The sequence below is a fragment of the uncultured Hymenobacter sp. genome (genome assembly GCF_964242765.1).
In the GTDB taxonomy this organism is placed as follows: Bacteria; Bacteroidota; Bacteroidia; order Cytophagales; family Hymenobacteraceae; genus Hymenobacter.
In genome coordinates this window covers 1-25,168 of sequence record NZ_CAXTBM010000054.1, presented here as the reverse complement: position 1 = coordinate 25,168, position 25,168 = coordinate 1, and the positions used below count along the sequence as shown (strand labels likewise).

Below are 25,168 nucleotides of genomic sequence, written 5' to 3'. Positions count from 1 at the left end.
GCCTTCCTCTGCGCTTCACCCCCAACAATGCCCCGCTTGACCGGATTACTTCGGTGCCGTGTCGGCTAGCCGCCGTGCTTTGGACCATAATCATTGCTTACCTCCAAATTATGGCTCCTCGTTCCTACCCCTTCGCCTGGCTGCTGGCGGGCATTTTACTGCCCCAGGCCGACCTGCTGGCGCAAACAACGCTGGCGCGGAGCGCCAGGACCGCCGCCGGGGCGGCCACCCTGCGGGGCACCCTGACCGATGCCGCGGGAGAGCCCCTGATTGGGGCGACGGTGTTTGTTCAACGCTTGGCCCTGGGCACGACGGCCGACGCGCAGGGCCGATTTGTGCTGGCCCTGCCGCCGGGCCCACACCTAGTCACCTACAGCTTCATTGGCTACGAGCCGCAGACCGAGAACCTAACGTTGGCCAGCGGCCCGCTCACCCGCAACGTGCAACTGGCGGCGGCGAGCGTCAGCACCGCTGAAGTCATCGTCACCGCCCGCCGGGCCGAAGACAACGTGCAGAGCACCGAGACGGGCGTGACCCGGCTCGATATGAAAACGATAAAGCTGGTGCCAGCGCTGCTGGGCGAGGTCGACGTCATCCGCACCATTCTGCTGCTGCCGGGCGTGAGCACGGTCGGCGAGGGCGCGGCCGGCTTCAACGTGCGCGGCGGCGGCATCGACCAGAACCTGGTGCTACTCGACGATGCGCCCGTGATGAGCAGCTCGCACCTGTTTGGGCTGTTTTCCATCTTCAACCCCGATGCCGTGTCCGACCTTAAGCTGGTGAAGGGCGGCCTGCCGGCGCAGTACGGCGGGCGGCTCTCCTCGCTGCTGGACGTGCGCCTGAAAAACGGCAACGCCGAGAAGCTGAGCGGGTCGGGCGGCATCGGCAGCGTCTCGTCGCGCTTCGCGCTGGACGGGCCCATCAGCAAGGGCAAAAGTTCGTTTGTGCTGGCCGGGCGGCGCTCCTACGCCGATGTGCTGCTGAAGCTCGTGCCCGAGCAGCGCGACAATGCCGCCTACTTCTACGACCTGACGGGCAAGGCCAGCTTCACCCTGAGCCCCCGCGACGGGCTGTACCTGTCGGGCTATGTAGGCCGCGACGTGTTCAATTTCGGCACTTCCTTCCTGTCCGATTTCGGCAATACGCTGGGCACCGTGCGCTGGAGCCACGCCTTCAGCCCGCGCCTTTCCATGAACGTGACGGCTTTGGCCAGCCAGTACGACTACCACCTGGGCGTGCCCACCGGCACCACCGGCTTCGACTGGAAATCCAACATCCTCAATCGCACGGGCAAGGTGGATTTCACCTACCAGCGCCCGGCCGGCAGCACCCTCAGCTTTGGGGTGAGTGGCACGCGCTACACCGTGCAGCCCGGCCAGGTGACGCCCACCGACCCGGCGTCCATCTTTCAGCCCCTAATACGGCCTGACCAGCGCGCCGCCGAATACGCCGCCTACTTCGACCAGGAGCAGACGCTCTCCCCGCGCCTAGCCGTGCAGTACGGCCTGCGCCTGAGCGTGTTCGATTACCTGGGCGCTGGCTCGGTTGCTCGGTACGCGGGCCCCGACGGCGTACAAAAGGCGGTGGTCGGCGAACAGACCTACGGCAAGGGCGACCTCATCAAGCGTTACGCCAACCTGGAGCCACGCGCCTCGCTGCGCTACACGCTCAACGAAGCTAGTTCACTGAAAGCCAGCTACACCCGCACGGTGCAAAACCTGCACCTGCTCTCGAACACTACGGCTTCTTCGCCCCTGGACGTGTGGAGCCCGAGCACCAACAACATCCGCCCCGAGCACGCCGACCAGGTGGCTATGGGCTACTTCCGCAACCTGCACGACAACGACTACGAGGCCAGCGTGGAAGTGTACGGCAAAACGCTAGACAACCAGATTGACTACATCAACGGGGCCAACGTGCTGCTCAACGCCCAACTCGAAGCCGATCTGCTCTACGGTCGGGGCCGGGCCTACGGGGCGGAGTTCTATCTCAAGAAAAACAAGGGCCCCTTTACGGGCTGGGTCAGCTACACGCTTTCGCGCGCCGAGCGGCAAATCAATGGCCTCAACAACAACGACTGGTACGTGGCCAAGTACGACAAGCCCCACAACCTGTCGGTAGTGGGCAGCTATGCCCTCTCGCCGCGCCTGGCGCTGTCGGGAGCCTTTACTTACAGCACGGGCATTGCCACCACCATGCCCGACAGCCGCTTTGAATACCAGGGTCTGCTGGTGCCCAACGTAAACGGCGACGTGCGCAACAACTACCGCGTGCCCGCCTACCACCGCCTCGACCTCTCGGCTACGCTCCAGCAGCGCCGCAACGAGGCCCGCCGCTGGCAGGGGGAGTGGGTGTTCTCGCTTTACAACGCCTACGGCCGCCGCAATGCCTACAGCATCTACCTGCGCCAAAACGAGGATAACGCCCGGCAAACCGAGGCCGTGCGGCTCTCCGTGTTCGGCACCGTGCTACCGTCCGTCACCTACAACTTCAAGTTCTAACCGCTTTTCTTTCCTGCTGCCATGAAAATCCTCCTTTCCTTGCTTAGCCTAGCCGTCGCGCTGGGACTCACCAGCTGCGAAGACGTTGTCGACCTGACTGTGCCCCGCACCGAGCCCCTATTGGTAGTGGACGGGGCCGTGACCGACCAGGCCGGCCCCTACGTGGTGAAGCTCACCACGACCGCGCCGTACTTTGAAAACCAGGCCACCCCGCCCGTGACCGGGGCCACGCTGGTACTGACCAGCAGCGACGGCCAGCAGGAGACCCTGCGCGAGCAGAGCCCCGGCGTGTACGTGAGCGGCGGCACCGTGCGCGGCCGTGTCGGCAGCCGCTACACCCTAGCCATCGAGGCGGCGGGCGAGCACTACCAAGCCGAAACCGAGTTGCGCCGGCCGCTGCCAATTGACAGCATTCGCGCCGAATACCACCAGGACAACGACCCCAACTTTCCTGTTGCCGGCTACTACATCCTGTACTACGGTCAGGACCTAGCGGGCAAGGGCGATTACGTGCGCTTCAAGGTGTTTCACAACGGGGTGCTGCGCAACCAGCCCGCCGACCTAAACGTGCGCACGGACGAACTGGTGGACGGCACCTACTTCAACGGCCTCAACCTGACCAATGACCCGGAAGCCGGCGTGCCGTTGCGGAAAGGCGACCGGGTGCGGGTGGAAGTCAGTGCCCTGACGGCGGACTACTATCGTTTCCTCAACGAAATGCGCATCCAGCTCAACAACACCGGCCTGTTTGCGCCACCGCCGGCCAACGTGCGCACCAACGTGCGCAACCTGGATGCCACTTCGCCCAAGAAAGCCGTCGGCTACTTCGCCGCCTACACCGTGCGTGCCGATTCGCTGGTTATACAGTAGTCTTCGAAATACGAATTACGCAACACCATTTCGGGGTCAAGCGGCGGGCTCAGGTCCAGGTTAATAAGCCTTTTTGATTTCTATTGGTTCTTGTCTTTCTCAGTCGCGTTACACCCTGTTTTCACCGCTCATGGTAGAGTCGTTCGAAATGTTCGGCTCGTTCCTTTTAACCTAATTCTACCGAGAGGTAGTGCCCCTGACTTACGGCGAGAAGTGCAGTGGCCGAAGCAGCAGGATATTGCTGCTCCTTCTAAATAATTGGGGCCCAGCATTTTGATTTTTTACCATCAACTCCTTGTTTATGAAAGCTATTGATGCCATGTATGGGGCGACAACGAGCCTGTTGGCCCTGGCCACCCCGTTTTCCGTCTACGCTTACCTCACGCAGCCGGCCATGTGGCAGGCTCTCGGCATCGGCTTAACTGACCTGACCGCGGCGCGGGTAGAAGGCACAAGTAGGCTAGGCGTGCAGGACACGGTCCTGGCCAAAGGGCTAGCTAGCGTTACGCCCTGATGCGCGGCCGCAAGAACTTGCTGCGCGCCCATTTAAGGCCCAGTTTGCCGGCTGCGTGGCCTGCTTCGAAAATGCCTAATAGCCTGTCGAAAAACGCTGCCATGCCCCAATTTAACGTTCGCGTGGGCCATTACTCTCTGCGGATTGCCCGCCAAGCAGGCAGTACATTGGAGCCGCACCTGAACGCAATTCGGGGTGTATCCAAAACGTCTCGGCCGCCGACAGGTGAACGGTGGGGGGCACTTGTGCTGGCTGCCGTGGTGGGAAACTGCTGGGGACTTGCCGTTTGGCTGGATATGCTGCTGCACCCACTAGCATTTCTGGGCGAGTTGCTGGACGAACTGTTGCCCGGCCCGAGGGAAGCCAGGCCTCCTACGACCAAGGCCAGCCTCGAAACAGCCGTTTGCGACAGCATCACTAACATGAGTTGATGACAGGATGGATTGCGTTCAAGATACTGTCTTTGCCTTACTCTACCGCGACGGGTGGGCTAGCGCGTCGGGGCCGCCGCTCACCACCACTTTTCTCGGGCTGGGCCTGACGGACGTGGACTTGCACTTGTTGCAGTTCGAACTCCAGATGACCTTTTGCATTGCCATAACGGACGAAGCCGGCGTGCAGCTTACAAATTCAGTCGCCGAACTGCTGACCCTGGTCGAGCGCCGGTTGGCCAGCGTGTCGGGCGGTAGCAGTTTGGGAGTGCTGCCAGCATCCCGCCGAGCCTAAGGGAACCAAGGCTGACTTGGCCCAACTAATTACTCTTTCTTTCGAAGTCAATGAGTCGATTACCTCTGGCGCTAGCGTTGCTAGTGGCAAGCCTAGGGGCTTGCACAACTCCCAAGCCCCGCTTATCGGCGGACAAGTCGCCGGGAGGCTATTCGTATGCCGTGAATCTGCGCCACTTAGAGCAGGGTCGACTGCGGGTCAACGTAGTGGTTCCACCCAGTGCCGCCCAGCAAGCCGTGTTTGTGTTCCCTAAACTGGTGCCTGGTATCTACGGCAACCTCAGCTTCGGCCAGTACGTGGCGGACTTCACGGCCTACGACCGCCAGAACCGGCCGCTGGCGGTGGTCAGGCAGGACACCAACCGGTGGGTGATTGCCGACGCGGGCCGGCTGCACCATCTTACGTATCTGGTCGCCCCCACCTGGCGCGAGTTTGTGGTGACGGACGCTAAATCCGCGCCCTTTTACCGTTCGGCCGGTAGTTCCTATCACCCCGACAGTGCCTTTGTGCTCAACTACAGCACCTTCGTGGGCTACTTCGAAGACCAGCGACCCCGGCCCTATGAAGTGCGCTTCACCAAGCCCGCCGGCTTCTACGGGGCTTCGCACTTGACGCCCGCGCCCGTGAACGACTCGGTGGAGGTGGTGCGGGCGCCCTCCTACGCGGAACTGGTCGATGCCCCGCTGCTGTACGCCCGCCCGGATACGGCTTGGCTGCAGGTGGGCGCCACCAGGGTACTCGTGGCCCTCTACGACGCCACCAGCAAACAGCCCTACGCCCCAGTGCTGGCGCGTGCCCTTAAAACCATGCTCGAAGCCCAACGTGCCTACCTGGGGGGCACGCTGCCGGTGGCCAACTACTCGTTTTTGGTTTACCACACCACCGGCCCCAAGGGCCTGCGCATCGGCGACGGCCTGGAGCACAGCCACTCGACACTCGTCTTGCAAGAGTCGCCGGATTTGCAGGATCTGAGCAAGGTGCTGCCGCCCATCGCCGCGCACGAGTTTTTCCACATTGTCACCCCGCTCAACATTCACGCCGAGCAGATTGAACAGTATGATTTTCTGCAGCCCACCTTCTCAGAGCACCTCTGGCTGTACGAAGGCCTGACGGAGTACGCGACGATTCACTTTCCCATTCGCGGGGGGCTGGAAACGCTGCCCGAGTTCCTGGCCACGCTCGAACGCAAAGCCAAAGCCATGAGCAAGTACGATAACACCTTGTCCTTGACGCAGCTGAGCCGCAACGTGGCGGCGCGGCAGGACCAGATTTATAACTTCTACCTAAAGGGCGCGTTGTTCAATCTATGCCTGGACATTCGACTGCGGGAATTATCGGGCGGTAAAATGGGCACCCAGCAGCTGACGCAGCAGCTCTTACGCCGCTATGGGCCACACACTCCCTTTGCCGACGACCAGCTGTTTGACGTGCTCACCCAGCTGACCTACCCGGAAATGCGCCCCTTTTTCCGGGACTACCTGGAAGACGGCAAACCTTTGCCCTTGGCGGAAACGCTGGCGAAAGTGGGCCTATTGTACGACCCGACCACCTATAACATTCGGGTCGCCGCTCAGCCCACCCCTGCGCAACTTGCCCTCCGTCAAAGCTGGATTGGACAGTAAAAACGGGTTCTTTTGCCTTCAAAAGTTTGCGGAAGGACTCAGTAGTATATATGTCACAAAGCTCATGTTTATGGTAGCGCCAGCAGCACTTTGTTGTTTGGAGCAGCCACGTTCACTTTTTCCACTAAGCTCAAAGCAAAATATTCGTCTTCGGGCTTCAATTGTAATTGTCTAGCTGCGTAATAGTCAAGTGAGACTTTTGGGCCAAATTCTGAATCAAAGCCAGCTATGCTACTCACCGCTGCTCGCCGCCAGTTGAATCGCCTCATCATTCGCCGCTACGCCATAAGAGGCTTGGTTCTAGGCGTTGTTTACTCGTTACTGCGGACCGGGCTCTTACACCAAGAGGTGCTCCTGATAGTGCGTCATGCGGCCATCGGATTGGGCATTGGATTATCCGTGGGACTTAGCGAAGCGTTTATAATAGGCAGCAAATTTCGCAACAAGCCGTTCCTGTTCTTGCTGCTGGTCCGCACGCTGCTTTACACCGCGGTGACGGCACTCTGGCTGCTACTGGGAGTTGGCCTGATATACAGTTACTATCAGCACCTTAGCTACGGTGCTGCGCTAAGTCGGTACGTGCTGCACGGCACCTTTGCTATGGATACCGGCGTGTCGTGGATGTTGTGCATGCTCATCGTTTTCCTGCAGCAAATCAGCTCCCTGCATGGTCCCGGTGAGCTCCTCAACTTCATATTGGGCCGGTACCATCAGCCGCGGGAAGAAGACCGCATTTTTATGTTCGTGGATGTGAGAGCGTCTACCACGATTGCCGAAGAGCTGGGCCACTTGCGCTACAGCCGGTTTATCCAGGATTTCTTCCTGGATTTGACGGATGGCATTGTGCTCACCAAGGCGGAAGTATACCAGTACGTGGGCGACGAAGTAGTGCTGACCTGGCCGTTGAAGGTAGGGCTGGACAAGTCGCAGTGCGTGCGGTGTTTTTTCCTCATGCAGCGCAGCATTGAGGCCCGCAAACACATCTACTTGCGCCAGTACGGCTACTACCCACACTTTAAAGCCGGCTTGCATGGCGGGCGAGTGGTGGTGACCAGGGTGGGCGAGGTCAAGCGTGAAATCGTGTACCACGGCGATGTGTTAAACACCACCGCCCGGATTCAGAGCCTCTGCAATGAACTGGGACAAGAATTACTTATTTCACAGGACCTGCTCACTCAGCTGCCTGCTTTACCGAGCGTACAGGCCATTTCCTTATCCACGCTTCACTTGCGTGGTCGGCAACAGTCTGTCAGCCTGTACGGCTTGACCCGCGGGGCCAGGCAAGGAGAAGAAATTTTAACCAAGCCCAACAGTTAACAATAACATGGGGATTGTCTCGTCTTGGATAAAGTAGACCGTCTCTGCCTTTGATAACTCTTTTTTGAGTGAGCGAGTTCGCGGGGACTTATCGCGTCTTTCACAGACCCTATTTATATAAATAGCAGGAAATGGTGCTCGGCTCGTGGCTCCAAAAGGCACACCATACTGGGCCTAGCACCGGCCGAGGTAGAATATTAATGTAATAGTTTGGATTAAAGTGAATTAACAAGGACAGTAGACCAGCCCCGCTATTACTGACCCATGATTTCTGAGCTGACCTAGTCATTTAAAAAGAGGTAAATCTGCTCCACTTGCTGATACGAGTTCAAGAAACCGTTAAATGCGACTTTTGTACCAAACTTTTAACCAAGGCCGATAGTGTAACAGCCGAGGGAATTGCCGCTTATTTAGAAGCCTAGTTTTTTGCCCGCGTTATGCTGCAGCACGTTATCGACGCGGGTATAGCGGCGAATCATATCGGCCGTTTTGTGCTTGGTTTGATTCATCACCTCGCTGTCATCAGCGCCCGCCAGCTTGGCAATCGTCACGAAGGAGGCCCGCAAGGAGTGGGCGGTGTACTTTTCGCCTTTCTTATTGGAGCCGAGGTAGCGGTGCACCAATAAATTAAGCCGGTCCGTGCTTAGCCGACGCTTACTGAGACGCTGCCCTTTGTAAAAGGAAACAAACAAGGGGCCATGGCTGCGACCTTGCTCGGCCAAAAACTGCCGCCAATCCAACAAGGCCCGCACGGGACAGGTCCGCCGGTCTGGCGCGTAAAACACGGCTTTCTCCTCGGCTGCCCCGCTCTGATTGGTTTTGCTGCGCGGCAATTCGATGATCAGGCCCTCGTCGACCTGATGGATATGCTCGATGTTGAGATTGGCTAGTTCTTCCCGGCGAAAGGCGCCCGCCAGCCCGATAAACAGCAAGGCTTTGTCACGCAGACCATCCGGGCGTGTCGTATCGATATCGCCGATAACGCGTTTGAAATACGCCATGGTGAAAGCCGGGGCCTGTTTCTGCTTGCTGCCGATAACCCGCCCAATGCCTTCCAGCTGCGTTTTCACCGTTTCATCTCGCGTGGGGCTGGGGTGGCCACTGAGCTGGTGGGCCTTCATGATGGCCGCTTTGGCCCGTTGGATGGTGGAGAGTTTGCGGCCGGCTTCGGCCAGATAGGTTAGATAAGCGCCCAACGTTTTGGCATCGGCCGGCAAGGCCACGGTTGCGTGCTCCGCGCACCAGCGCTTGAAACGGTTCCAGTCGCCGGCGTATCCTTCTTTGGTATTGGCGGCCCCATCCAGGCCGACCCGGATAAAGTTGATGGTGCCCTCGGCGTAATGGTCAATGCTAAGCGCTTGACCAACCGCTTCGCCTGGTTGACTATTCACCGGTAACTCCTCCATAAGGTAAGCTTCAATAAAAGGCCTGGTTCAAGCAACGACTGCCAAGGACGCTTGTACAGCGTAAGCATGTCCGATAAAATGAAGGTAGTAAATTAGGTCGGATAAGTAAAGGTTATACGACCTAATTACGGAAAAGGTCAATAAAAAATAGCATTGTACAATAATCTTGATTTTGCCTCGAAATCACTAGGAAAAAGTCAAATACTAGGTTGCTCATGCCGAACTCAGTCAATTCTTATATATGCGACTTACCATATATTATTGGCTATTACAGAATGACACAACCGTATGCCAAACCAAGAATTCGTTAACGCGACTTACTGCTTTCAGCCAGCAGGTGACCTGGCGCTTCACTAAGGTTACATTCCAGGGAGCACCGTCCTTAAAATGCTCAGACTGTCATGAATAGCAAACTGTCTCCATTGCTGAACTCAGCAATTAAAAATTGAGCCTCACAAGCCCTGAAGTGTATTAAGCAAGATCATCTGTAAACATAGTACTAACCCACAGCTAGCACGCTTATCTTTTATGTGATTGGCTGATTTGTTACTGACGTACCACTCACTATGTTGACTAAGGTATTGAGATGAATGATACCAACTTCATTTCATTAATACACATGTGCTGTATACCACTAGAAATTGGATATAAATCTCTTAGACTTAAATTTGAGTGACCATGTTATACAAAATATACAAAAGCTGTTTTTATACAAATAGGTAATAACGCAAAGCAGTGATAAAATTTGAACGATGAAGACATTCAACAGCTTCTTAATAAATTTAGCAATCTTGATAGAGTAAGTGAGAATAATGCAAAACATAAATTTGTTAATCAGCATATAACTCTACAAAAATTTGATAAATACGCGTTAATATAGCATTTTTGCATCAAGTTTTATAATTAAATAAACTTTTTATAAAAAAGTATTGCTAACCCTATTGTACGAGTGATAAAATTATACTTATCTTCGCAATAAGATAGCAGCGTTGAGAAAGTAGCAGTTGGTTTGGGAGGTTGCAGGACATAACTGCATATCTCCTGTCTAAGATCACTTATAATCTTAGGTTTATCATATAAATTATATTAAGCATTAATAAGCAATGATGGGTTTATGGCCTCATCACATGCTAATTGCTTAGTATAATATTCCTGTGAGTGATAAGTTAGGCGTTTTCTTCAAACCTCTTTTTCACTTTCAAAAATGCATGCCTAAATGTGTTAAAAAAAACCAGCCACCACGGGATGTGATGACTGGCTTCAGGTACAGCTGGAAGCTATAACGAATTGGACTTCGGAGCTTGCTGCTTGTCCGGTGTAAGTGGGTTAATTACCTCTTATTACTGCTTGACATGTACAATATTGTACGGGAATGTAGCTGCTTTTTTGCAGTTCTTCTGTTCGTACTCGATTGTCTGGCTCAGTATGCCTTCTGTCAAAGGTGTGATCTTTTCAACAACCTGACAATTAGCATAAGTAAGAATCTACTCAGTACCCTTTGACCAAACAGTTGTGATTTCTGCTGGCGCCGAGCGCGGCCGTTATCCTCTACACTTAAGCTAAAGCGGCTACCATTGGTCGTAATATGCCTAACAACTGGGGAAACGAGCATTTTTATCTACGGTCACAACAACCAGATCCAGAGGCGAAAAAGGTACGGGTCCGACCTAGAAATAAGTAAAGGTTAATTAAGACCATAGCTAGGCACCTTTCAGATAAGAGGTTGTCCAATTATGTCCAATATCATCTAACGCTTTGTTGCTGCAGATGCTTGACCAACTTTTCAGATTCATATACTCATGGGTAAGTTTCAAGTTTTCAAAAGCACGGGTAATAGCCAGTACTATTACCGCCTTCGCGCGAGCAACAACGAAATCATCCAGCCCGGCGAAGGCTATACCACTAAAGTCAATTGCTTAGCAGGCATTGCATCGGTGAAAGCTAACTGCCGTTCCGAGCGGTTCGATAAAACCTATGTTGCTAGTCAGTATGGCTTTAACCACAAAGCCAGCAATGGTGAGATTATTGGGCGCGGCGAGAAATACACTACTAGCGCCAACCGCGACAGTGGTATTGCTGCTGTTATCCGAGAAGCACCCGGTGCTCTTGTAGAAGATAATACTTTAAATAAGTAAGAGGAAAAATCTTATGAACTCTTCTTGCCTATTCTTTGAACATTGTAACAACCGAGCTAAGTCATAATAGATAGGTCTCAAATGGAATTAGCTAATACACAGTTAAAAAACTTTGTTGATCGCATCCGGCTTTCGGCTGATGCTATGCCAAAGTATCGGACTCAGATCACCAATCTGCGCAACAAGCTGCAAGCTAAAATTGATGCAGATAACAGCACAGGCATCAAGGTAACTCGCTTCATCATCGCGGGTTCTTGGAAAAAACATACAGTACTACGTCCTAAAGGCGAACACCCGGTAGATGTGGATCTCGTGCTATTTGTAAGTGGTGACGAGTCGCTGCAAACTGACGTTGATAAGCTGCACGACTTCGTAGTGAAATACTTACTCGAAATTTATCCGATTAAGGAAGTGGGCGATGTTGAAGCGGAAGGTAAAACGAAAGCCATTCGTATTGTTTTTAAGGGAACAGGGCTGGAAGTGGACATTGTGCCAGTTGTACCACTACCTAATTCTGCTACTTACGTGTGGCAGCCTGAGCGCGGCGGTGGAGGCCGTTACATCACTAGTGTAGACGGGCAACTCGATCATGCGGCAGCCGCTCGCAAGCGCAATCCTCTGTATACCTCTGTTGTGCGGATGCTGAAATACTGGCGCAATCACCAAGAACTGAAGCCAGAACTCACTTCATTCGCGATTGAGTTGGTAGTGGATTACCTCGACGCCACTTATGGTGTGAAGTCCAGCACTGAAGAGAGCATCATCCGGTTTTTTGGCTTCGTTAGTGGCCGGCTCTTCCCCACTATTTCCTTTCCAAATGCCATCAACCAAGTTGGGTTGCTTCCTTTAGGCCACCCAGTATGGATTGCCGACCCAACCAACAACGAGAACAATGCTGGCAATAAAATAACCACCTCGTCATGGACCGAGGTGAAGGGAAAGGCCTTGGTAGCTTTCGAGGCCTTGAACTACGCCCAGGCAAAAGCTGACGGTGGTGGTACGGTAGACGAGTGGAAGGAAGTGTTTGGCCCCAGCTTTTCAATTGATGCTTAAGCTATTTCTGCGCTATGACTTACGGAACTGTTACTAACACCGCCACCTACACGGTGGTGGACATACGCAAAACATTTGAAAATTTTGATGCCGACCTGCGCATGATTGCGAAGCGCACTGACACGTGGACTTCAGATTACGTGGGGCGCGTCGTACATGACGTAGTGAAGTTGGCCGAAAAGCACTACCTAGAGTACGTGGACATTAGGCAGGTGAACGCTGCTGGCGAAGTGCTGCAAGTTTCCAGGTTCCGAGTTAACTCGGAGGGCAGCGCTATGGCTGGAGCACGCCCTGGCGGCAACGATTGGGGGCCGGTGTATGGCTCCTCACTCTCAGTCCAGTTGAGCTACAGCACGGCTTGGCACGCGCTATCCGCCGCGCAACAGACGGCCTATCAGACCAACAACGGCTTTAAAATTGGGTGGGTAACCGCCTCTTCAACCTCATACTCCCACTTGACGCGAGGAACCGACCGAGCTTACGCTGCTAAAGGCTACGAACTAAACCGCGAAGATTACAAATAACCTATGGCTGATTCTACGATTTTCGACAGTACTATTGAACTGCCCATGGCGGAGCTAAAGCAGCGCGCGGCCAGCCTAATAGGATTTGAGCGGCGTTTCGCGCGCGTGTTCGCCAATCTCAAGCAGTTGCTAGCTCCAGACGAGCTGAAAGCTTGGAGCACTATACACCATGGCAAATTGCTGCCCGCAATTGCCTCGTTGGCCGACCGGTACCCGCTCGTGATTCTAGCGGGCGATGCGGGCACCGGCAAAACAGTTTCGGCCGAAGTCATTGCTGACCGCATGGTGCGCGAGATGAAGAAGGAAGGCTTTTTCATTAAGCTCAGCACACGGGTACGGGGCGAGGGCCTGCATGGGCAAATGGCGCAATTGGTAAATGACGCCTTCGCGCAGCTGAAAAAGCTGGCAGGCAAAGATAAGCTAGCTTTTTTACTCATCGATGAAGCGGATGCAATTGCCACCTCCCGTGCTACCGCCCAGATGCACCAAGAAGAAAAAGCCGCAGTCAACACGCTTATTCAGAAGATAGACGAAACGCGCGAGCTCAAGGGTCGAACAGTGGTTTTTATGTCCACTAACCGTCTACATTTCCTTGATGAGGCCATTGTGCGGCGGGCAGCGATAGTTATGCAATTTGACCGTCCAGATGAATTAGAGCGGCAGGAGTTGCTAGAAAAAGAACTAGACGGGGTGAGCTTAACCCCTAAGGAGTTGGCTGAATTGGTGGCCCTGACCGGACCGGAAGTTAACACTGGGATAGGCTACTCTTTCTCGGACTTGCGCTTGCGCCTAGTACCCGAAGCTATTGCCCTAGCATACCCCGACAAGCCGCTGACTTTCGCCGCACTGAAGGAAGCTGTTGGCAATATGCAGCCTTCCCCACCCATTCAAGCATGAGACAAGTTATCGTGGTAGCGCTCGTATTTATTATGGGCGTCGCGGTTTTTTTGATAACCCGCGCTTACCCGACAGGCAACCCATGGGCGGCACTGGCGGTGGGGCTGCTGGTGAACTTAATTTCCACACCGGTGTACGTTGGACTGGTGGATCTGCTGTTCAACTTGCACCAAGTGCCCCTGTGGTTAAAGACGCAGTTAGTGTACCGGAATAAAGATGTACGTCTGTCGATTGCGTACTTGTTTCGGATTCGGGTGAAAGATAAGTATCTACTTGTGCGCAACCGCAAAGGTAATTATTACCAGCTCGTGGGGGGTGCCTATAAGACGTTGCCAGGGGTTGAGCACGTGTTTACGCGCTACAAAGTGAAACCAGATAACCGATTTGAAACGGACCACGGCGTAGCCAAGAATGACCTACGGTTCCGAGTGCCTGGGCGCTACGTACTAGCTATGCTGCGTTGGTTTGATTCCCGCGAGAGTCGAGAGATTTCGCAGTGGCGGGAGTTCTGCGAAGAACTGCTCACAACCGGCATTCTGCCTAAGCACCCCTTTCGCTACATCGATTACAAGTATGCATGCAAAGTGCAAACACCTATGCAGGAGGCTAAGCAGTTACATTGCCAAGAAATTTTGGTCTTTGAAATTTTTGACTTGGTTCCTAACGATGAGCAGCGGCAACTGCTCGAAGACCTGCTGGCCGAAGGTGATTCGCTTGAAGTCAAGTGGGCTGATGAAACCTTGATTCAAAGTTTGGGATTTGACCAACGAACTAAACACGAGGAATACCGCATTGGCCCGCATACAAAGTGGGCTCTTAATGCCCGTTGGAGCAACGATTAAGGGTGCAACCACACAAGTAATATATGGCCACTTATCAACTCGGAGATTATATTAAGCTGCTCGCCAAGCCTAACGAAGACGCACGCATCGTGTTGCAAATTATGGAGAACGACAATAAACCGCTAAAATGCATTCCTAATTCAGAGGCGAACGCACTGGATGGCTTTTTTAATATGGAGGCCTATTCGGAAGCGGAAGTAAGAATGGCGAAGCCCTGGGAATACTCGCTACAAAGCCCCCGAGAATTAGTAAAGGATGCTTTTTATAAAGCTTTCACTGAATTTCGCAACTTGGTTCCTCAAGAGCAACAGTTTAAAGCCTTTAGGGAAATTGCCGAAAAATTTGAAAAAGACCAGCGAGCTGGGTCCGAAGCGCAAGACATATTAAATGCCATCATAGAGCGGTTTAATCGGACACCAGGGACGCATTGGCACAACATCGTGGTGCATTTCTATTTGGCCCCGTTAGTGCCTACTTCTGGCTATGAGATATTAACCTTTTTATTTCACTGGGCGACGCACCGTTACACTATGCCGCCACGAGATGTGGACGAAACAAGATAGGAGTTTAATACAAATCAAATTGGCAGAAGTAAAGTAAGTCGAAACATGATCTTCCAATGCTAACATCTACTACTATGACAAGCTAGCTAATACAGGTTGTGGCATTCTAGCGATAGGTGTTCCTGATATGTCACAACCATTTTTTCGCATTTGGCTGCTCGTTGACCAAAAGTTACTTTCCAAAGAAGAATGTCCTTAGGCGCAGAGAACTTGCTCTAGCTAGCTTATGTTGCTAAAACAGAGCGCCTTGCTTTTATAGCTTTCTGCTTCGACAACATTTTTACAATTGTCTTTGTATATTTGACCTAGCAAGAGAATAGCTCTTGACACATTATCAATAGGCAAAAGGTTGGCCTTCTACCATAACTCGCCTCACGCGGGGGTTGCCAGTATTGGCACGGGTGGAGGAGAACCTTTTGCCTTTCTTTTTGCCCTATAGAATTGGTTTTTCGAAGGGACTGGCGAGTTGCGTATCGAAGGGGTTCGCAGGGTTGTAAAAGTTCCCTCTTCCCGCATAATGCGCTTCATCGTAGAGATCCACGATACGGGCATACTTCGTTTGCAGCGCCTTAAAGAACCGACTTTCATCTTTGTAGATGTACCGTTGTAGGGCCCATAGGCAGTAATCGACTATACTAAGTTCCGGATACTGACTACTAAGGACAATACTCGATTTATACACAATTTTCTTGGGCGTTGGCCTGTGCGCGTTGTCCTTGGCCAAGGCTTTCTCAACTGCTTCTTGAAAGCGACTCAAATTATTTTTGGCCCGTTGCGCTAAATAGATCGAGTGCTCTCGTTGCTCCTCATGCATGCAATCTTTGAGCAGATGATGCAGCAAATCAAAATAAAACTCGGTTGGATTGCTGTTGTGCTTTCTAGTGAAGATATCGAGTTTCTTGCGGCCAATCACGATATGGATCGAAAAGTCTGGCAGTTTACGTAACCGCTCAAAGAATTTCGCTCGCACTTCCGGGTGATCATCCTTAGCGTGTAGATACCAGTTTGGTTTGGCAACCGACGGAATCGAATTGTAGAGCTCATCCTGCAGGATTTCCTGCTGAAACGCTAGTACCTGTTCGCGAAGCATTCTGCGATTACTCGTACTCAGTAAGCCCATCAACAGCAAGGGCTGGTACCCCTTCTGGCCTTGTAGCAGCTTTTTTTTCGCACCGTAAAAATTAGGGTCCCCGCACTCGTCGATAAATAAATAGTGTGCTAGAATGGGGGTGCGCAGTTCGGTATTCATTTATTCAATAGCAGACTGAGGGCATTTCGCTTCAGAACTCAGCCTAAAGGTAGAGACAACCCTGATCAGGAGTAAAGCCACCGACCGATCTACTCCCTTATTATTTTACAATAGGCATCGGTCAACCCATAATTGCTAAAGCATAGGACTGTTATTTAGCCTCGTCACAGTTAGTGAAGGTGATTCAGGAGAACGACACGATAAGGTCAAAAGTGGTGCGACCCTACTGATCGAGCAATATTAGTAGAGTTTGACACTATGCCAATAATCAAGTGGATATCAGTGGAAAGCAAGAAGCGACTTTTAAGTCATCGAAAGCGGAAAACATAATTGTCTTCTTTGTAGGTATTGGTATGCTGCTTGCCTGGCAGAGAAGTAGCCATTATCTTTCGCGTCTACTTAATAACAACCTGTCTGTTCTTACATTAAGCTTATTTCCTGCGTTTAAAACGCATTCTTTCTTTTTTCTTATCTTTTATCACCCTGTATGAAGCTACGGCTACTACTTCTACTTACCCTTCTTTCTTCGTCCCCTAGTTTCGCCCAACTGACCATGGTCAATCCCACAGAGCAGGTGGTGTCCGTGGCTATTGGCTTTTATGTCGAGAAAGGATTATTTAAAGGATGGAATACTAAGGGATGGATGCCCATTGCGCCCCACGACTCGATTACCTTATTGCCTACCGGAATTGCGGGCGGCACCTTTTATTACCATGGGGTGAGTACGGCCTGTGATCAAGGTTATACGGGCAACTATGCCCTCTTTGTACATCCCAAGGAAGCCTTTGCTATTGCCAACGCGGGTACTGACACCCCGGTCACGCTCAATAAGGAGGTGAAGAAGGTAGGATTTGTTAAAGTCGATCTTCCGGCGGGCCAGCGCTCCTATCGGTTACGCTTGCCCGCGCTTAACTGCACCCAGCAGGGACGCCGAACCGGAGAATGGCTGGTTTACCTGGATCGGGATAAAGAAGAGGTACTCAAACCGGACCAGGCGACATATGTGCGCCGCATCAACTACCAACAAGGCGTACCTACGGGCTTGGTGCGTGATTACTATTGGCCCAGCAATAAACTGCAGTGGGATGGCAAGCTCCAGAGTGAGCACCCTGCCATGCCGCAGGGTACCTGCATCACGTATGATGAGAGTGGTAGAAAGCGGGAAGAGCTTGTTTACCAGAACGGACGAGCCACTGGCCCAGCCCGGCGGTGGGATGCAACCGGGAAAGAAGTTATAACAACCAAGAAATACCGTACCGTAAAAGTATTGGAGCCGCAGCAAGGCTATCTGGTTAGTTACTACAATCCAGGTAATAGCCGCACAGTGATTCCGGTGCAATTACCGCCGAACACGGTTTCCTGGTATTATGAATTTACGGCCTTCCGCAATGAGGCTCAATTACAGGCGGCGCGAGCCCAATTCAAACTGGTATCGGAACTCTCGCGGCTCGTCGATAATACGGGAACCCTGACGTTAGCCCTCAATGCCTTGAGCACCCCTCCTGGGGGCAGTATCTGCAACGTGTATTTGCTGGGCAATACCCAGCAGACTGACCTGTTTCAGGCCAAGAAAGAGTTCTCGTATCAGCGCGAGGGTACCCGTAGCAGTCTTACGTCCGCCGTGGTGCCGGTATCACAAACTGCGAGTCAACAGGTGTACCTGGGCCTACAGAATCCGGACAATCTTTACGGCATCCATTATGCTCTGGAAGTCGTGGCAGTCGTCGAGGAGTAGCGACTGCCGTTGCCATCGACTGTTTGTGCTTTAATAGAACTGGGAGATGGTGACTCCGAACGAATACCCCGCATCTAGAGTGCTATTATATCTACTACTTGTCACGCCATCTTTTCAGATGGCAATTTACCTTATGTACCCATGACTGAATCTTTATTATTGCTCCTCCTAGCGGCACTTGTGTTCTTGTTGCTGCAACGTAAAAAAAGCAAAACCACAGAGCAAGAACTTGTTCAACTGCGTGCTACGACCGAGCAACAGGAAGCTGCCGCTCGGCTGCGGGAAGCGCAACTGCAGCAGGAGCTAGATCAACTCCGTCCCTACCAGCCGATCTTAGATGCTGAGCAACACGCCCAACAGGTTCGCACTGCGGCCAATAACGAAGCCGCCGTGCTCCTAACGCGGGCCCAACGGGAAGCGGCCGACCTCCGTGCGGCCGCGACCACGGAACGGCAACAAGCCCGCGCGGAAGGCAAGGAGATCCGGGAGCAGGCGGGCGTCAAGGCACGGGTCCTGCAAACCCAGGCGGAGGGCGTATTGCTCAACGCAACTACGGAAGCGGCCCGCATCGTGGCGACCGCCAATCAACGCGCCGAAGATATTGCGGGCGAGGCTTTATCGGCCGCTCGCAACGCAGCAGGGTTGGAGAAGACGATTCAAGCCCTTAAAAATACGATTAGTGGCTATGGCGACCAGTATTTAGTCCCGTCCTACACATTGCTGGATGACTTAGCCGAGGAATTCGGGCATGCGCAAGCGGGTATAGAATTGAAAAACGCCCGGGAGCGCACTCGTTTCTTCGTGCGTGCCGCCACGGCGGCACAGTGCGACTATGTTGAAGCAGTACGCAAAACAACGGCGGTGAACTTTGTAACTGATGCCTTTAACGGCAAAGTCGATACAATCTTAGCCAGCGTCAAACACGACAACTATGGCACCTTAGCTCAGCAGATTAAAGATGCTTACGCGCTGGTCAACAACCTGGGCAAGCCTTTTAAAGAGGCGCGCATCACGCCCGAGTATCTGGGAGCGCGCCTAGAAGAACTGCGCTGGGCTACTATTGCCCACGAATTGAAGCTGCAAGAGCGCGAAGAGCAGCGCCTGATCAAAGAGCAAATCCGGGAAGAGGAGAAAGCCCGCCGGGACTTCGAAAAAGCACAGCGTGAGGCCAGCAAACAGGAAGATACGTTGCAAAAGGCCATTGACAAGGTGCAGCAACAGGCGGCGAAAGCGTCAGATGAGCAACGGGCCGCATTTGAGTTGCAATTACAGGAGCTGGAAGGGCGGCTACAGGTCGCGCAAGAGAAGAATCAGCGGGCCTTGTCAATGGCTCAGCAAACCAAGTCGGGCCACGTCTATATTATCTCCAATATCGGCTCCTTTGGCGAGCATGTGTACAAAATTGGTATGACCCGCCGCCTCGAACCCTTGGACCGCGTGCGAGAGCTCGGCGATGCGTCGGTCCCCTTCGAGTTTGATGTCCATGCCCTGCTCTTTAGCGAAGATGCACCGGCGCTGGAGCGGGACTTACATCGTCATTTCATGCGTCAACAGGTCAATAAAGCAAATCCGCGCAAAGAGTTTTTCCGGGTTGACCTCCCTCAAATCCGAGCAGAGATCGAGCGCCTCGGTATTGATACTAAATGGACGTTGTCCGCTGCGGCCCATGAGTACCGCGAGAGCCTGGCTATTGAGCAGGCCTTAACGAACAACACCATTGACCGGGCAGAGTGGGAGCGATTTCAACTGGAAAATGCTCCTACCGAACTAGAAGCCGAAGAACAAGAATTATAAGCAATCCGCGCCTATGCCTACGTTTTTAGCCATTCTTAATCTATCCTTTATATGAGTTGGAAAGGAGCCGCCCGTTCGTTTGCCGCCACGGCCCGGCGTATGGAACGCAATCAACAGCGCCGCGCCCGTGTCGCAGCCCAGCAGTTCAAGCAGTTGCAGAAAGAACAGGCCGTTACAAATGTGGCCCAGGCCGTCGCTGACTACAACGACTATGTGAGCGTGATAAAGTCAGTGCATCACGATTGCAGCGAGCCAGTTAACTGGGCCTCTATGCAGCACGAGCAGCCTCCAGTAATTCCTTCTCCCAGTGTGGAGCACGAGCGAACGGCCCAAGCTGCCCTGGAGACGTACCAACCGGGATTTTTTGACCGCTTGTTCAAGCGTGGGCCGGGGAAGATTCAAGGTCTACAGCAGGCCCTGACTGACGCCCGCCAGCGCGACGCGCAACTCACGGCAGAGCGTCAGGCGGAATATAATCGCCAGTGTATCGAATGGCAAGATCGGCAAGACCTCACCCGTCAAGTGCTGGCCAAGGATTCCGATGTGTACCAGCAGGTGCTAGAAATTTTCAAGCCCTTCGACAGCATCAGCCAATTGGGTTGCCAGCTGGAATTTACCTTCACGGCGGACCACATCGAAGTAGACGTGCACGTGAATACGGCGGACATCATCCCCGATTTCGTGGTGAGCCAATTAGCCAGCGGTAAGCTATCGCGCAAGGCGCTTCCAATCAGCAAATTCAACGAGCTCTACCAAGACTATGTATGTGGTTGCCTACTCCGCGTCGCACGCGAAGTGTACGCTCACCTTCCCATCCGCCAGGTAGTAGTACACGCCTTGACCAAGCAGCTCAATCCCGCTACGGGTCGCATCGAAAACCAAGTTATCGTCTCCGTTGCTATTCCGCGTACCACGCTCGATCAGCTTAATTTCACCGCTCTTGATCCATCTGACTCGATGCGCAACTTCAACCATACCATGAAGTTCACTAAGACAGGTGGATTTCAGGCCGTAGACCGATTTGGCCTTGCCGCCCCACTGGTCACGAGAAAAAAGTAACGAGCCTACAACTTAAATTAGATGAACCGTAATGTTAAAAAACTAATATTTTCATCTATATCGCAGTACTCCCTGATCTGACTTAAAGCGGTAAGCTTGAAGCAATCTTCGACTGACATATTACCGTTCATATGTAAATATTTTGACAAGCTAAGCAGAAGGCTTTGATTTTGATTACTGCATTATATTTAAAGCACTTGCTGACTTTGCTCGTATGTAATACTTACTTCTACAAGCCGCCCATTATAATTATACCTTTAACTATTTTGTTGAATCATAATAGGTTTAAAGTTTCCCTTATTCAATTATCCCACATATCCAGATTAAGTTCGAAGATGCTTCTTCATAGAAAAATAACGGGTTAGGTTATTTCTTACGACTAATAAAATCAGTGGCAACACTGATTTTATTAGTCGTAAACGTTTTTAACTATGTTCTGATATCGCGTATGCCAAACACCTTATGTATAGCAAAGTTTCAGTCAAGCTTACTCACAACGGAAAGCCAACCGTATGGAGTGGTAAACAAGCAATCAAGCTGATTTCGTGTCAGTTTATACTGATACTATTGTTTCTTAGAACTGCTTGTTGTCAATCTATTCCGCCACCTGTAGTTGCGCGTCCCGTTGAAGTTGATTTGTCTAATCTAGAGGTAAAGAACAAACTTCCTTTTGATGCTCCTTTTGTAGTTATCACTACTCCAACGGATAAACTTGATGAATTAAAAATTAGTAATATACAAGAGGGCGCCGGGTCTTCAGTAGGATCAAACCTTATGGTACCTGGTATGACTATTAAATGGTCCCGCAAGACTAGTGAACCATTAAATGGAAAGTATGATACGGAAAGAGCTAGCTTATATTATACTACTATCAATGGGGAATATGCTAGACCTAATAGATTATATATTATTACAATAGAAGGCTATAAAGATGGTAAACTCGTCCGCTCTTTTGAACTGGAGGCTTATACTGAGACAACCCTAGAAGATAATGTGAAGTTAGATTTCGGGGTCGGCTATGCGCCTAAACCCAGAGCTATTTTTGGACTTTCATCAGTTCACCTTCATGCTACTGCAATCAATGAAGATACTGATCTCGTTGTTGATAAATTATCGGTAGTGCGACAATTTTTAGTCCGGACCAGTTTTTTTATAGGATTGTCTCCAATTACGTTTAGTGAAAGAACAGAGCAACCTATCAAAGAGCGGTATGCTCTTGGAAACTTTGTTTACGGAGTGGGGTTTCGCTCTCCATTTTATGGGAAGTGGATGAAATGGAGTAGAGTAGCAAAAAAGAATCCTGATTTTGGTAGAATGTTCTTACAGCCAATGCGCCTGAATATAGGCGTGTTAAACTTTTCGCAGGCTAACCAGAATCCTGCCATCACTAAGGATGTTAACAAACGAGCAATGTTCGTAAGCTTAACATATGATTTACATATTGCTGCAATTCTTGGACCTATTGGTAAAATACTACAATGAGAAGTCTATCGCGGATCGTGTGGGCGATACCTGCTCTACTTATTTTTAGCTGTTCTACACTTGAGGATCCAAGTTTAGTCGAGCCAGAACAAGTTCTGCAGTTAACTGTGCAAGGTAAAACCGAGTTATTGGGCAACGGTAAAGACAAGACTGCTCTCATAGCACGCCTACCTAAAGGCACTACTCAACAGGAAGTTACCTTCACAACATCAGGCGGTAGCTTTGTCTTCAACAACTTGAAGACGATCAAGCAGTTTGCTGATTCAGTAAATGGAGGATATTGCTATACCCGAACCGTTTTAAAAACAGATACAACTAAAGGGGTTGTTTATATCATCGCTGAAACGCCCAATGCTAGGCGTCAGAAATCGGTCACTTTCATTCGTTAGGTATGCCACAAGATAAAGAATTGGAAGAAGCAAGACACCGGCTTCAACAACTAGCAATAGAAAACCAAAGAGCGTCTTTTACAGAAGGAGTAATGAGTTCTGAGGAGTATGGTTGTTGCACTTTAATCAAAGGCAGTAGCGAAGTGTCCGAACCCGGAGTCACCGAAACGCAATGTGACAAAGAAGCTAGGCGTATGCGTGCGCGCTGCCGATTTAGTCCTGGCTCCAACTGTTGAGCTGAATTAACTCCTGGTATGAACGGCTTTTTAACATAGTAGTCGTTCTTTGTTGGAGTGATATATAGGTCTCTTAGCCATTACTGTTATATCAAGCAAGCCTTCAACACTTCCCGACGGACCCTTGCAAATCAGACCATCTTGGTTTGTATGTATAGGGGCAGCAGTTTATGTTTCCATTTTTTTTCATGATATGATGACTCATCCTACTTCTATAAAGTAGTGTGCTCAATTATATCTACTCATATAATTATTTAACTCTGACCTACTAGTTGATTAAGTTGTAAACCTAGTGCGTGGCGCCTAGCAACAAGTACGTTTAACAATTTTTTGAAAGATTCAAATGCTGTAATATCCTGACGGAGATGGATGGCTTGTGAATGCCATACATGAGTTAATAAGTCAGCTATAGGCTCTAATATCTTATCCCAATATGACAACTCTGGTTGGCTGCAGGTTATTGGGTGCGCTAGCCATTGTAACCCTTCCAATATCATTCCGCCAGCAGCTGGCTTTGCTAAAAAAGTTGCCATTGCCCTTGCATTTTGAGGATTGCCAATGTTAGTACGTGCCCATGTAGCCCAACGTGGGCGCAGGCTCTCGGCCAAACCTTGGTGTTCAGAATACCAATAATTAGGGAAATCAAGCGCCAGCAGCGACCGCCACTGTTCACCTTTGGCATTAGACAACGTGCGATCTACTAGAGTCCAGGATGGATTGAGTAAGGCGTAGTCAATCATCTCACGCCATACTTGTTGCAATGAAGCATTGCTTGGCAGCATAAATGCCTGTCGAGTCCATTCAAACAAAAACTTTTTGATCCACTCGTATGCCCACAACCCGAGCGCAAGTATGGGCTCCCAAAAGCGACGAGCTTCCTTTGGTGGCAGTTGAGGAAGCCATATTACTACCTGGCTAAAAAACCACGAGTCAAATTCTCTTGGAAAACCATCCAATTTTATCCGCTTTTCTCCTAACTCTGGTTGCAAACGAGCTAGCATATCTGTCAATGTTTGGAGCCAGAAAGAGAGCCAAGTGGGTTCCTTAACTGGTGTTGGTAGTCCAGCATAGGCTGCTGCCATTAAGTCTTCTTGGAAAGGGTGCGGCTTAAGTTCGCGCCCATATACTGGACTCTCCCATACCTGTTTTCGGCGCCGCCGACCTGAAGACTTAGTTAGCGTATTGAGTCTAGGCAATGTGCTATCCAGTTGGCGTTCCACGAAGGCTGTTAGCCACCCATCGCGCTGAAGGTCTAATGCATTAGTGATCCGCGCAACTAGCTTCGGCGTAAGTTGATATGTCATCTTGCCGTTTGGGTATGCTCGTTGATACCATTGCCAAGCTCGAAGCATTCGTAAATGAGCTGCGCGATAATAATCTAGTCCAATATAAGATCGATGGTCAGCAGCTTGCTTGATAAAACGGCGGAGCCCTTCCACTGAAGCAGTGAGCATCAAGCGACCCACCGCCTGACGGACTTCTTTCGATTCATTGTCTTCTACCCACAATACAGGTAATCCTTCTGCAATAAAATCGGACGGGTGTAGCCCACCCACTCCTCTTAATTCTGTTTCTTCGTTGCGTTGTTTCCAAAGCTCTTGAGTTCCTGATAGGAGCACCAATGCGGCCCAAGCTTGCCGCTCGGGATATTGTGCGAGCCATTGCTGTCCACGCAACAGAAAAATAGTTGCAGTAGCTGCAGCGACTGCGTGTGGATTGCTAAATGAGGAAGCTCTGGCTAACACTGCTTCCCTAACGTTTTCCAGAAACTTCACTTCCTCCCAAAGCTGATTTAGTTCTTGTTCGCTCAATGCTCCATCACTAGCATTGTCGATCACTTTGCGTTTTGTAATTGCGGAGGAAAGAATTCCGTCAATGCGGCTGTTCGTCCGTGAAGCCTCTGATTCTACCTGCTGCTCTAGCTGTTCCCGATATACAGCACGTTGCTGAGTAGGTGATATCTGAGTGAATATGTAGTTGTCAATATTGAAATAGTCAATAAACGTGGCGTAGTAGCCGGGAGCATTGTTGGCCCCTAACTTTAACTGCCACTGATGCCGCACTCTCTCAAAAAACTCGCGCGAATCTTCAACCTCGAGAAAATGTAATTGTGCTATTTTTTGGAATGATGATTTTCGGTGTGACAAATGCTGCCACTCATGTAACTCTTCGCGACGTTTCTGAGACTTAACAAGACCATGTCTTGTCCTGAAAAAAGTTGACCGTTTGGAGTTAGTCCGCCTGTACGTTGACC

At 51.3% G+C, this 25,168-nt stretch carries 21 protein-coding genes; 18 read left to right on the top strand and 3 right to left on the bottom strand.

Annotated features, from left to right (window positions below):
- Positions 1 to 110 precede the first annotated feature (110 nt).
- The 7 genes from ACFE7X_RS19235 (at position 111) to ACFE7X_RS19205 (ending at position 7,550) form a co-directional block, all read left to right on the top strand.
- The gene (locus ACFE7X_RS19235; RefSeq protein WP_375437314.1) at positions 111 to 2,501 is read left to right on the top strand and encodes a TonB-dependent receptor domain-containing protein; all 2,391 of its coding nucleotides are present in this window, start codon (positions 111 to 113) and stop codon (positions 2,499 to 2,501) included.
- Between the two features lie 21 nt (positions 2,502 to 2,522).
- Positions 2,523 to 3,371 carry a DUF4249 domain-containing protein gene (locus tag ACFE7X_RS19230; protein ID WP_375437313.1) on the top strand — a complete coding sequence of 283 codons (849 nt, stop codon included), beginning with the start codon at positions 2,523 to 2,525 and terminating at the stop codon, positions 3,369 to 3,371.
- Positions 3,372 to 3,672: 301 nt separating this feature from the next.
- On the top strand, positions 3,673 to 3,885 hold the full coding sequence (locus ACFE7X_RS19225) for a hypothetical protein (protein WP_375437312.1): 213 nt from the start codon (positions 3,673 to 3,675) through the stop codon (positions 3,883 to 3,885).
- A gap of 101 nt (positions 3,886 to 3,986) precedes the next feature.
- Positions 3,987 to 4,316, top strand: coding sequence for a hypothetical protein (locus ACFE7X_RS19220; RefSeq protein WP_375437311.1), 330 nt, complete (start codon positions 3,987 to 3,989; stop codon positions 4,314 to 4,316).
- Positions 4,317 to 4,323: 7 nt separating this feature from the next.
- Entirely contained in the window at positions 4,324 to 4,611 is a 288-nt protein-coding gene (locus tag ACFE7X_RS19215) for a hypothetical protein (protein ID WP_375437310.1), read from the top strand.
- A gap of 50 nt (positions 4,612 to 4,661) precedes the next feature.
- The gene (locus ACFE7X_RS19210; RefSeq protein ID WP_375437309.1) at positions 4,662 to 6,233 is read left to right on the top strand and encodes a peptidase M61; all 1,572 of its coding nucleotides are present in this window, start codon (positions 4,662 to 4,664) and stop codon (positions 6,231 to 6,233) included.
- Between the two features lie 228 nt (positions 6,234 to 6,461).
- On the top strand, positions 6,462 to 7,550 hold the full coding sequence (locus ACFE7X_RS19205; protein ID WP_375437308.1) for an adenylate/guanylate cyclase domain-containing protein: 1,089 nt from the start codon (positions 6,462 to 6,464) through the stop codon (positions 7,548 to 7,550).
- A 410-nt stretch (positions 7,551 to 7,960) separates the two neighbouring features.
- Here the strand turns inward: ACFE7X_RS19205 and ACFE7X_RS19200 are convergent, their stop codons facing one another.
- Positions 7,961 to 8,956 carry a tyrosine-type recombinase/integrase gene (locus ACFE7X_RS19200; RefSeq protein WP_375437307.1) on the bottom strand — a complete coding sequence of 332 codons (996 nt, stop codon included), beginning with the start codon at positions 8,954 to 8,956 and terminating at the stop codon, positions 7,961 to 7,963.
- A gap of 1,799 nt (positions 8,957 to 10,755) precedes the next feature.
- On the opposite strand from ACFE7X_RS19200, the gene ACFE7X_RS19195 reads away from it, so the two are divergent.
- From ACFE7X_RS19195 to ACFE7X_RS19170, 6 genes are all read left to right on the top strand, one after another.
- Positions 10,756 to 11,091: a YegP family protein gene (locus tag ACFE7X_RS19195; RefSeq protein ID WP_375437306.1), complete on the top strand. Its 336-nt coding sequence runs from the start codon at positions 10,756 to 10,758 to the stop codon at positions 11,089 to 11,091.
- Between the two features lie 81 nt (positions 11,092 to 11,172).
- Positions 11,173 to 12,144 carry a CBASS oligonucleotide cyclase gene (locus ACFE7X_RS19190; protein WP_375437305.1) on the top strand — a complete coding sequence of 324 codons (972 nt, stop codon included), beginning with the start codon at positions 11,173 to 11,175 and terminating at the stop codon, positions 12,142 to 12,144.
- 14 nt (positions 12,145 to 12,158) lie between these two features.
- The gene (locus ACFE7X_RS19185; protein WP_375437304.1) at positions 12,159 to 12,668 is read left to right on the top strand and encodes a hypothetical protein; all 510 of its coding nucleotides are present in this window, start codon (positions 12,159 to 12,161) and stop codon (positions 12,666 to 12,668) included.
- A gap of 3 nt (positions 12,669 to 12,671) precedes the next feature.
- On the top strand, positions 12,672 to 13,565 hold the full coding sequence (locus ACFE7X_RS19180; RefSeq protein ID WP_375437303.1) for an AAA family ATPase: 894 nt from the start codon (positions 12,672 to 12,674) through the stop codon (positions 13,563 to 13,565).
- Positions 13,562 to 14,407: a hypothetical protein gene (locus ACFE7X_RS19175; protein ID WP_375437302.1), complete on the top strand. Its 846-nt coding sequence runs from the start codon at positions 13,562 to 13,564 to the stop codon at positions 14,405 to 14,407. Before ACFE7X_RS19180 ends, ACFE7X_RS19175 begins: the two co-directional genes overlap by 4 nt.
- A 23-nt stretch (positions 14,408 to 14,430) precedes the next feature.
- The gene (locus tag ACFE7X_RS19170; protein WP_375437301.1) at positions 14,431 to 14,970 is read left to right on the top strand and encodes a hypothetical protein; all 540 of its coding nucleotides are present in this window, start codon (positions 14,431 to 14,433) and stop codon (positions 14,968 to 14,970) included.
- Between the two features lie 433 nt (positions 14,971 to 15,403).
- Here the strand turns inward: ACFE7X_RS19170 and ACFE7X_RS19165 are convergent, their stop codons facing one another.
- Entirely contained in the window at positions 15,404 to 16,219 is an 816-nt protein-coding gene (locus ACFE7X_RS19165) for a hypothetical protein (protein ID WP_375437300.1), read from the bottom strand.
- A 487-nt stretch (positions 16,220 to 16,706) separates the two neighbouring features.
- Here ACFE7X_RS19165 and ACFE7X_RS19160 point away from each other — a divergent pair, with 487 nt between their 5' ends.
- The 5 genes from ACFE7X_RS19160 (at position 16,707) to ACFE7X_RS19140 (ending at position 22,678) form a co-directional block, all read left to right on the top strand.
- Positions 16,707 to 17,954, top strand: a complete 1,248-nt coding sequence (locus ACFE7X_RS19160; protein WP_375437299.1) for a DUF1036 domain-containing protein — start codon at positions 16,707 to 16,709, stop codon at positions 17,952 to 17,954.
- A gap of 141 nt (positions 17,955 to 18,095) precedes the next feature.
- Positions 18,096 to 19,748 (top strand): DUF4041 domain-containing protein, encoded by a 1,653-nt coding sequence (locus ACFE7X_RS19155; RefSeq protein WP_375437298.1) that lies wholly within the window; start codon positions 18,096 to 18,098, stop codon positions 19,746 to 19,748.
- 51 nt (positions 19,749 to 19,799) lie between these two features.
- Positions 19,800 to 20,807 (top strand): hypothetical protein, encoded by a 1,008-nt coding sequence (locus ACFE7X_RS19150; protein WP_375437297.1) that lies wholly within the window; start codon positions 19,800 to 19,802, stop codon positions 20,805 to 20,807.
- 462 nt (positions 20,808 to 21,269) lie between these two features.
- A complete protein-coding gene (locus ACFE7X_RS19145) occupies positions 21,270 to 22,289 on the top strand; it encodes a hypothetical protein (RefSeq protein ID WP_375437296.1) in 1,020 nt (339 codons plus the stop codon).
- On the top strand, positions 22,286 to 22,678 hold the full coding sequence (locus ACFE7X_RS19140; RefSeq protein WP_375437295.1) for a hypothetical protein: 393 nt from the start codon (positions 22,286 to 22,288) through the stop codon (positions 22,676 to 22,678). Before ACFE7X_RS19145 ends, ACFE7X_RS19140 begins: the two co-directional genes overlap by 4 nt.
- A gap of 490 nt (positions 22,679 to 23,168) precedes the next feature.
- On the opposite strand, the gene ACFE7X_RS19135 is transcribed toward ACFE7X_RS19140, so the two are convergent.
- The coding region (locus ACFE7X_RS19135) for a hypothetical protein (RefSeq protein WP_375437294.1) at positions 23,169 to 25,168 on the bottom strand (2,000 nt) is incomplete at its 5' end.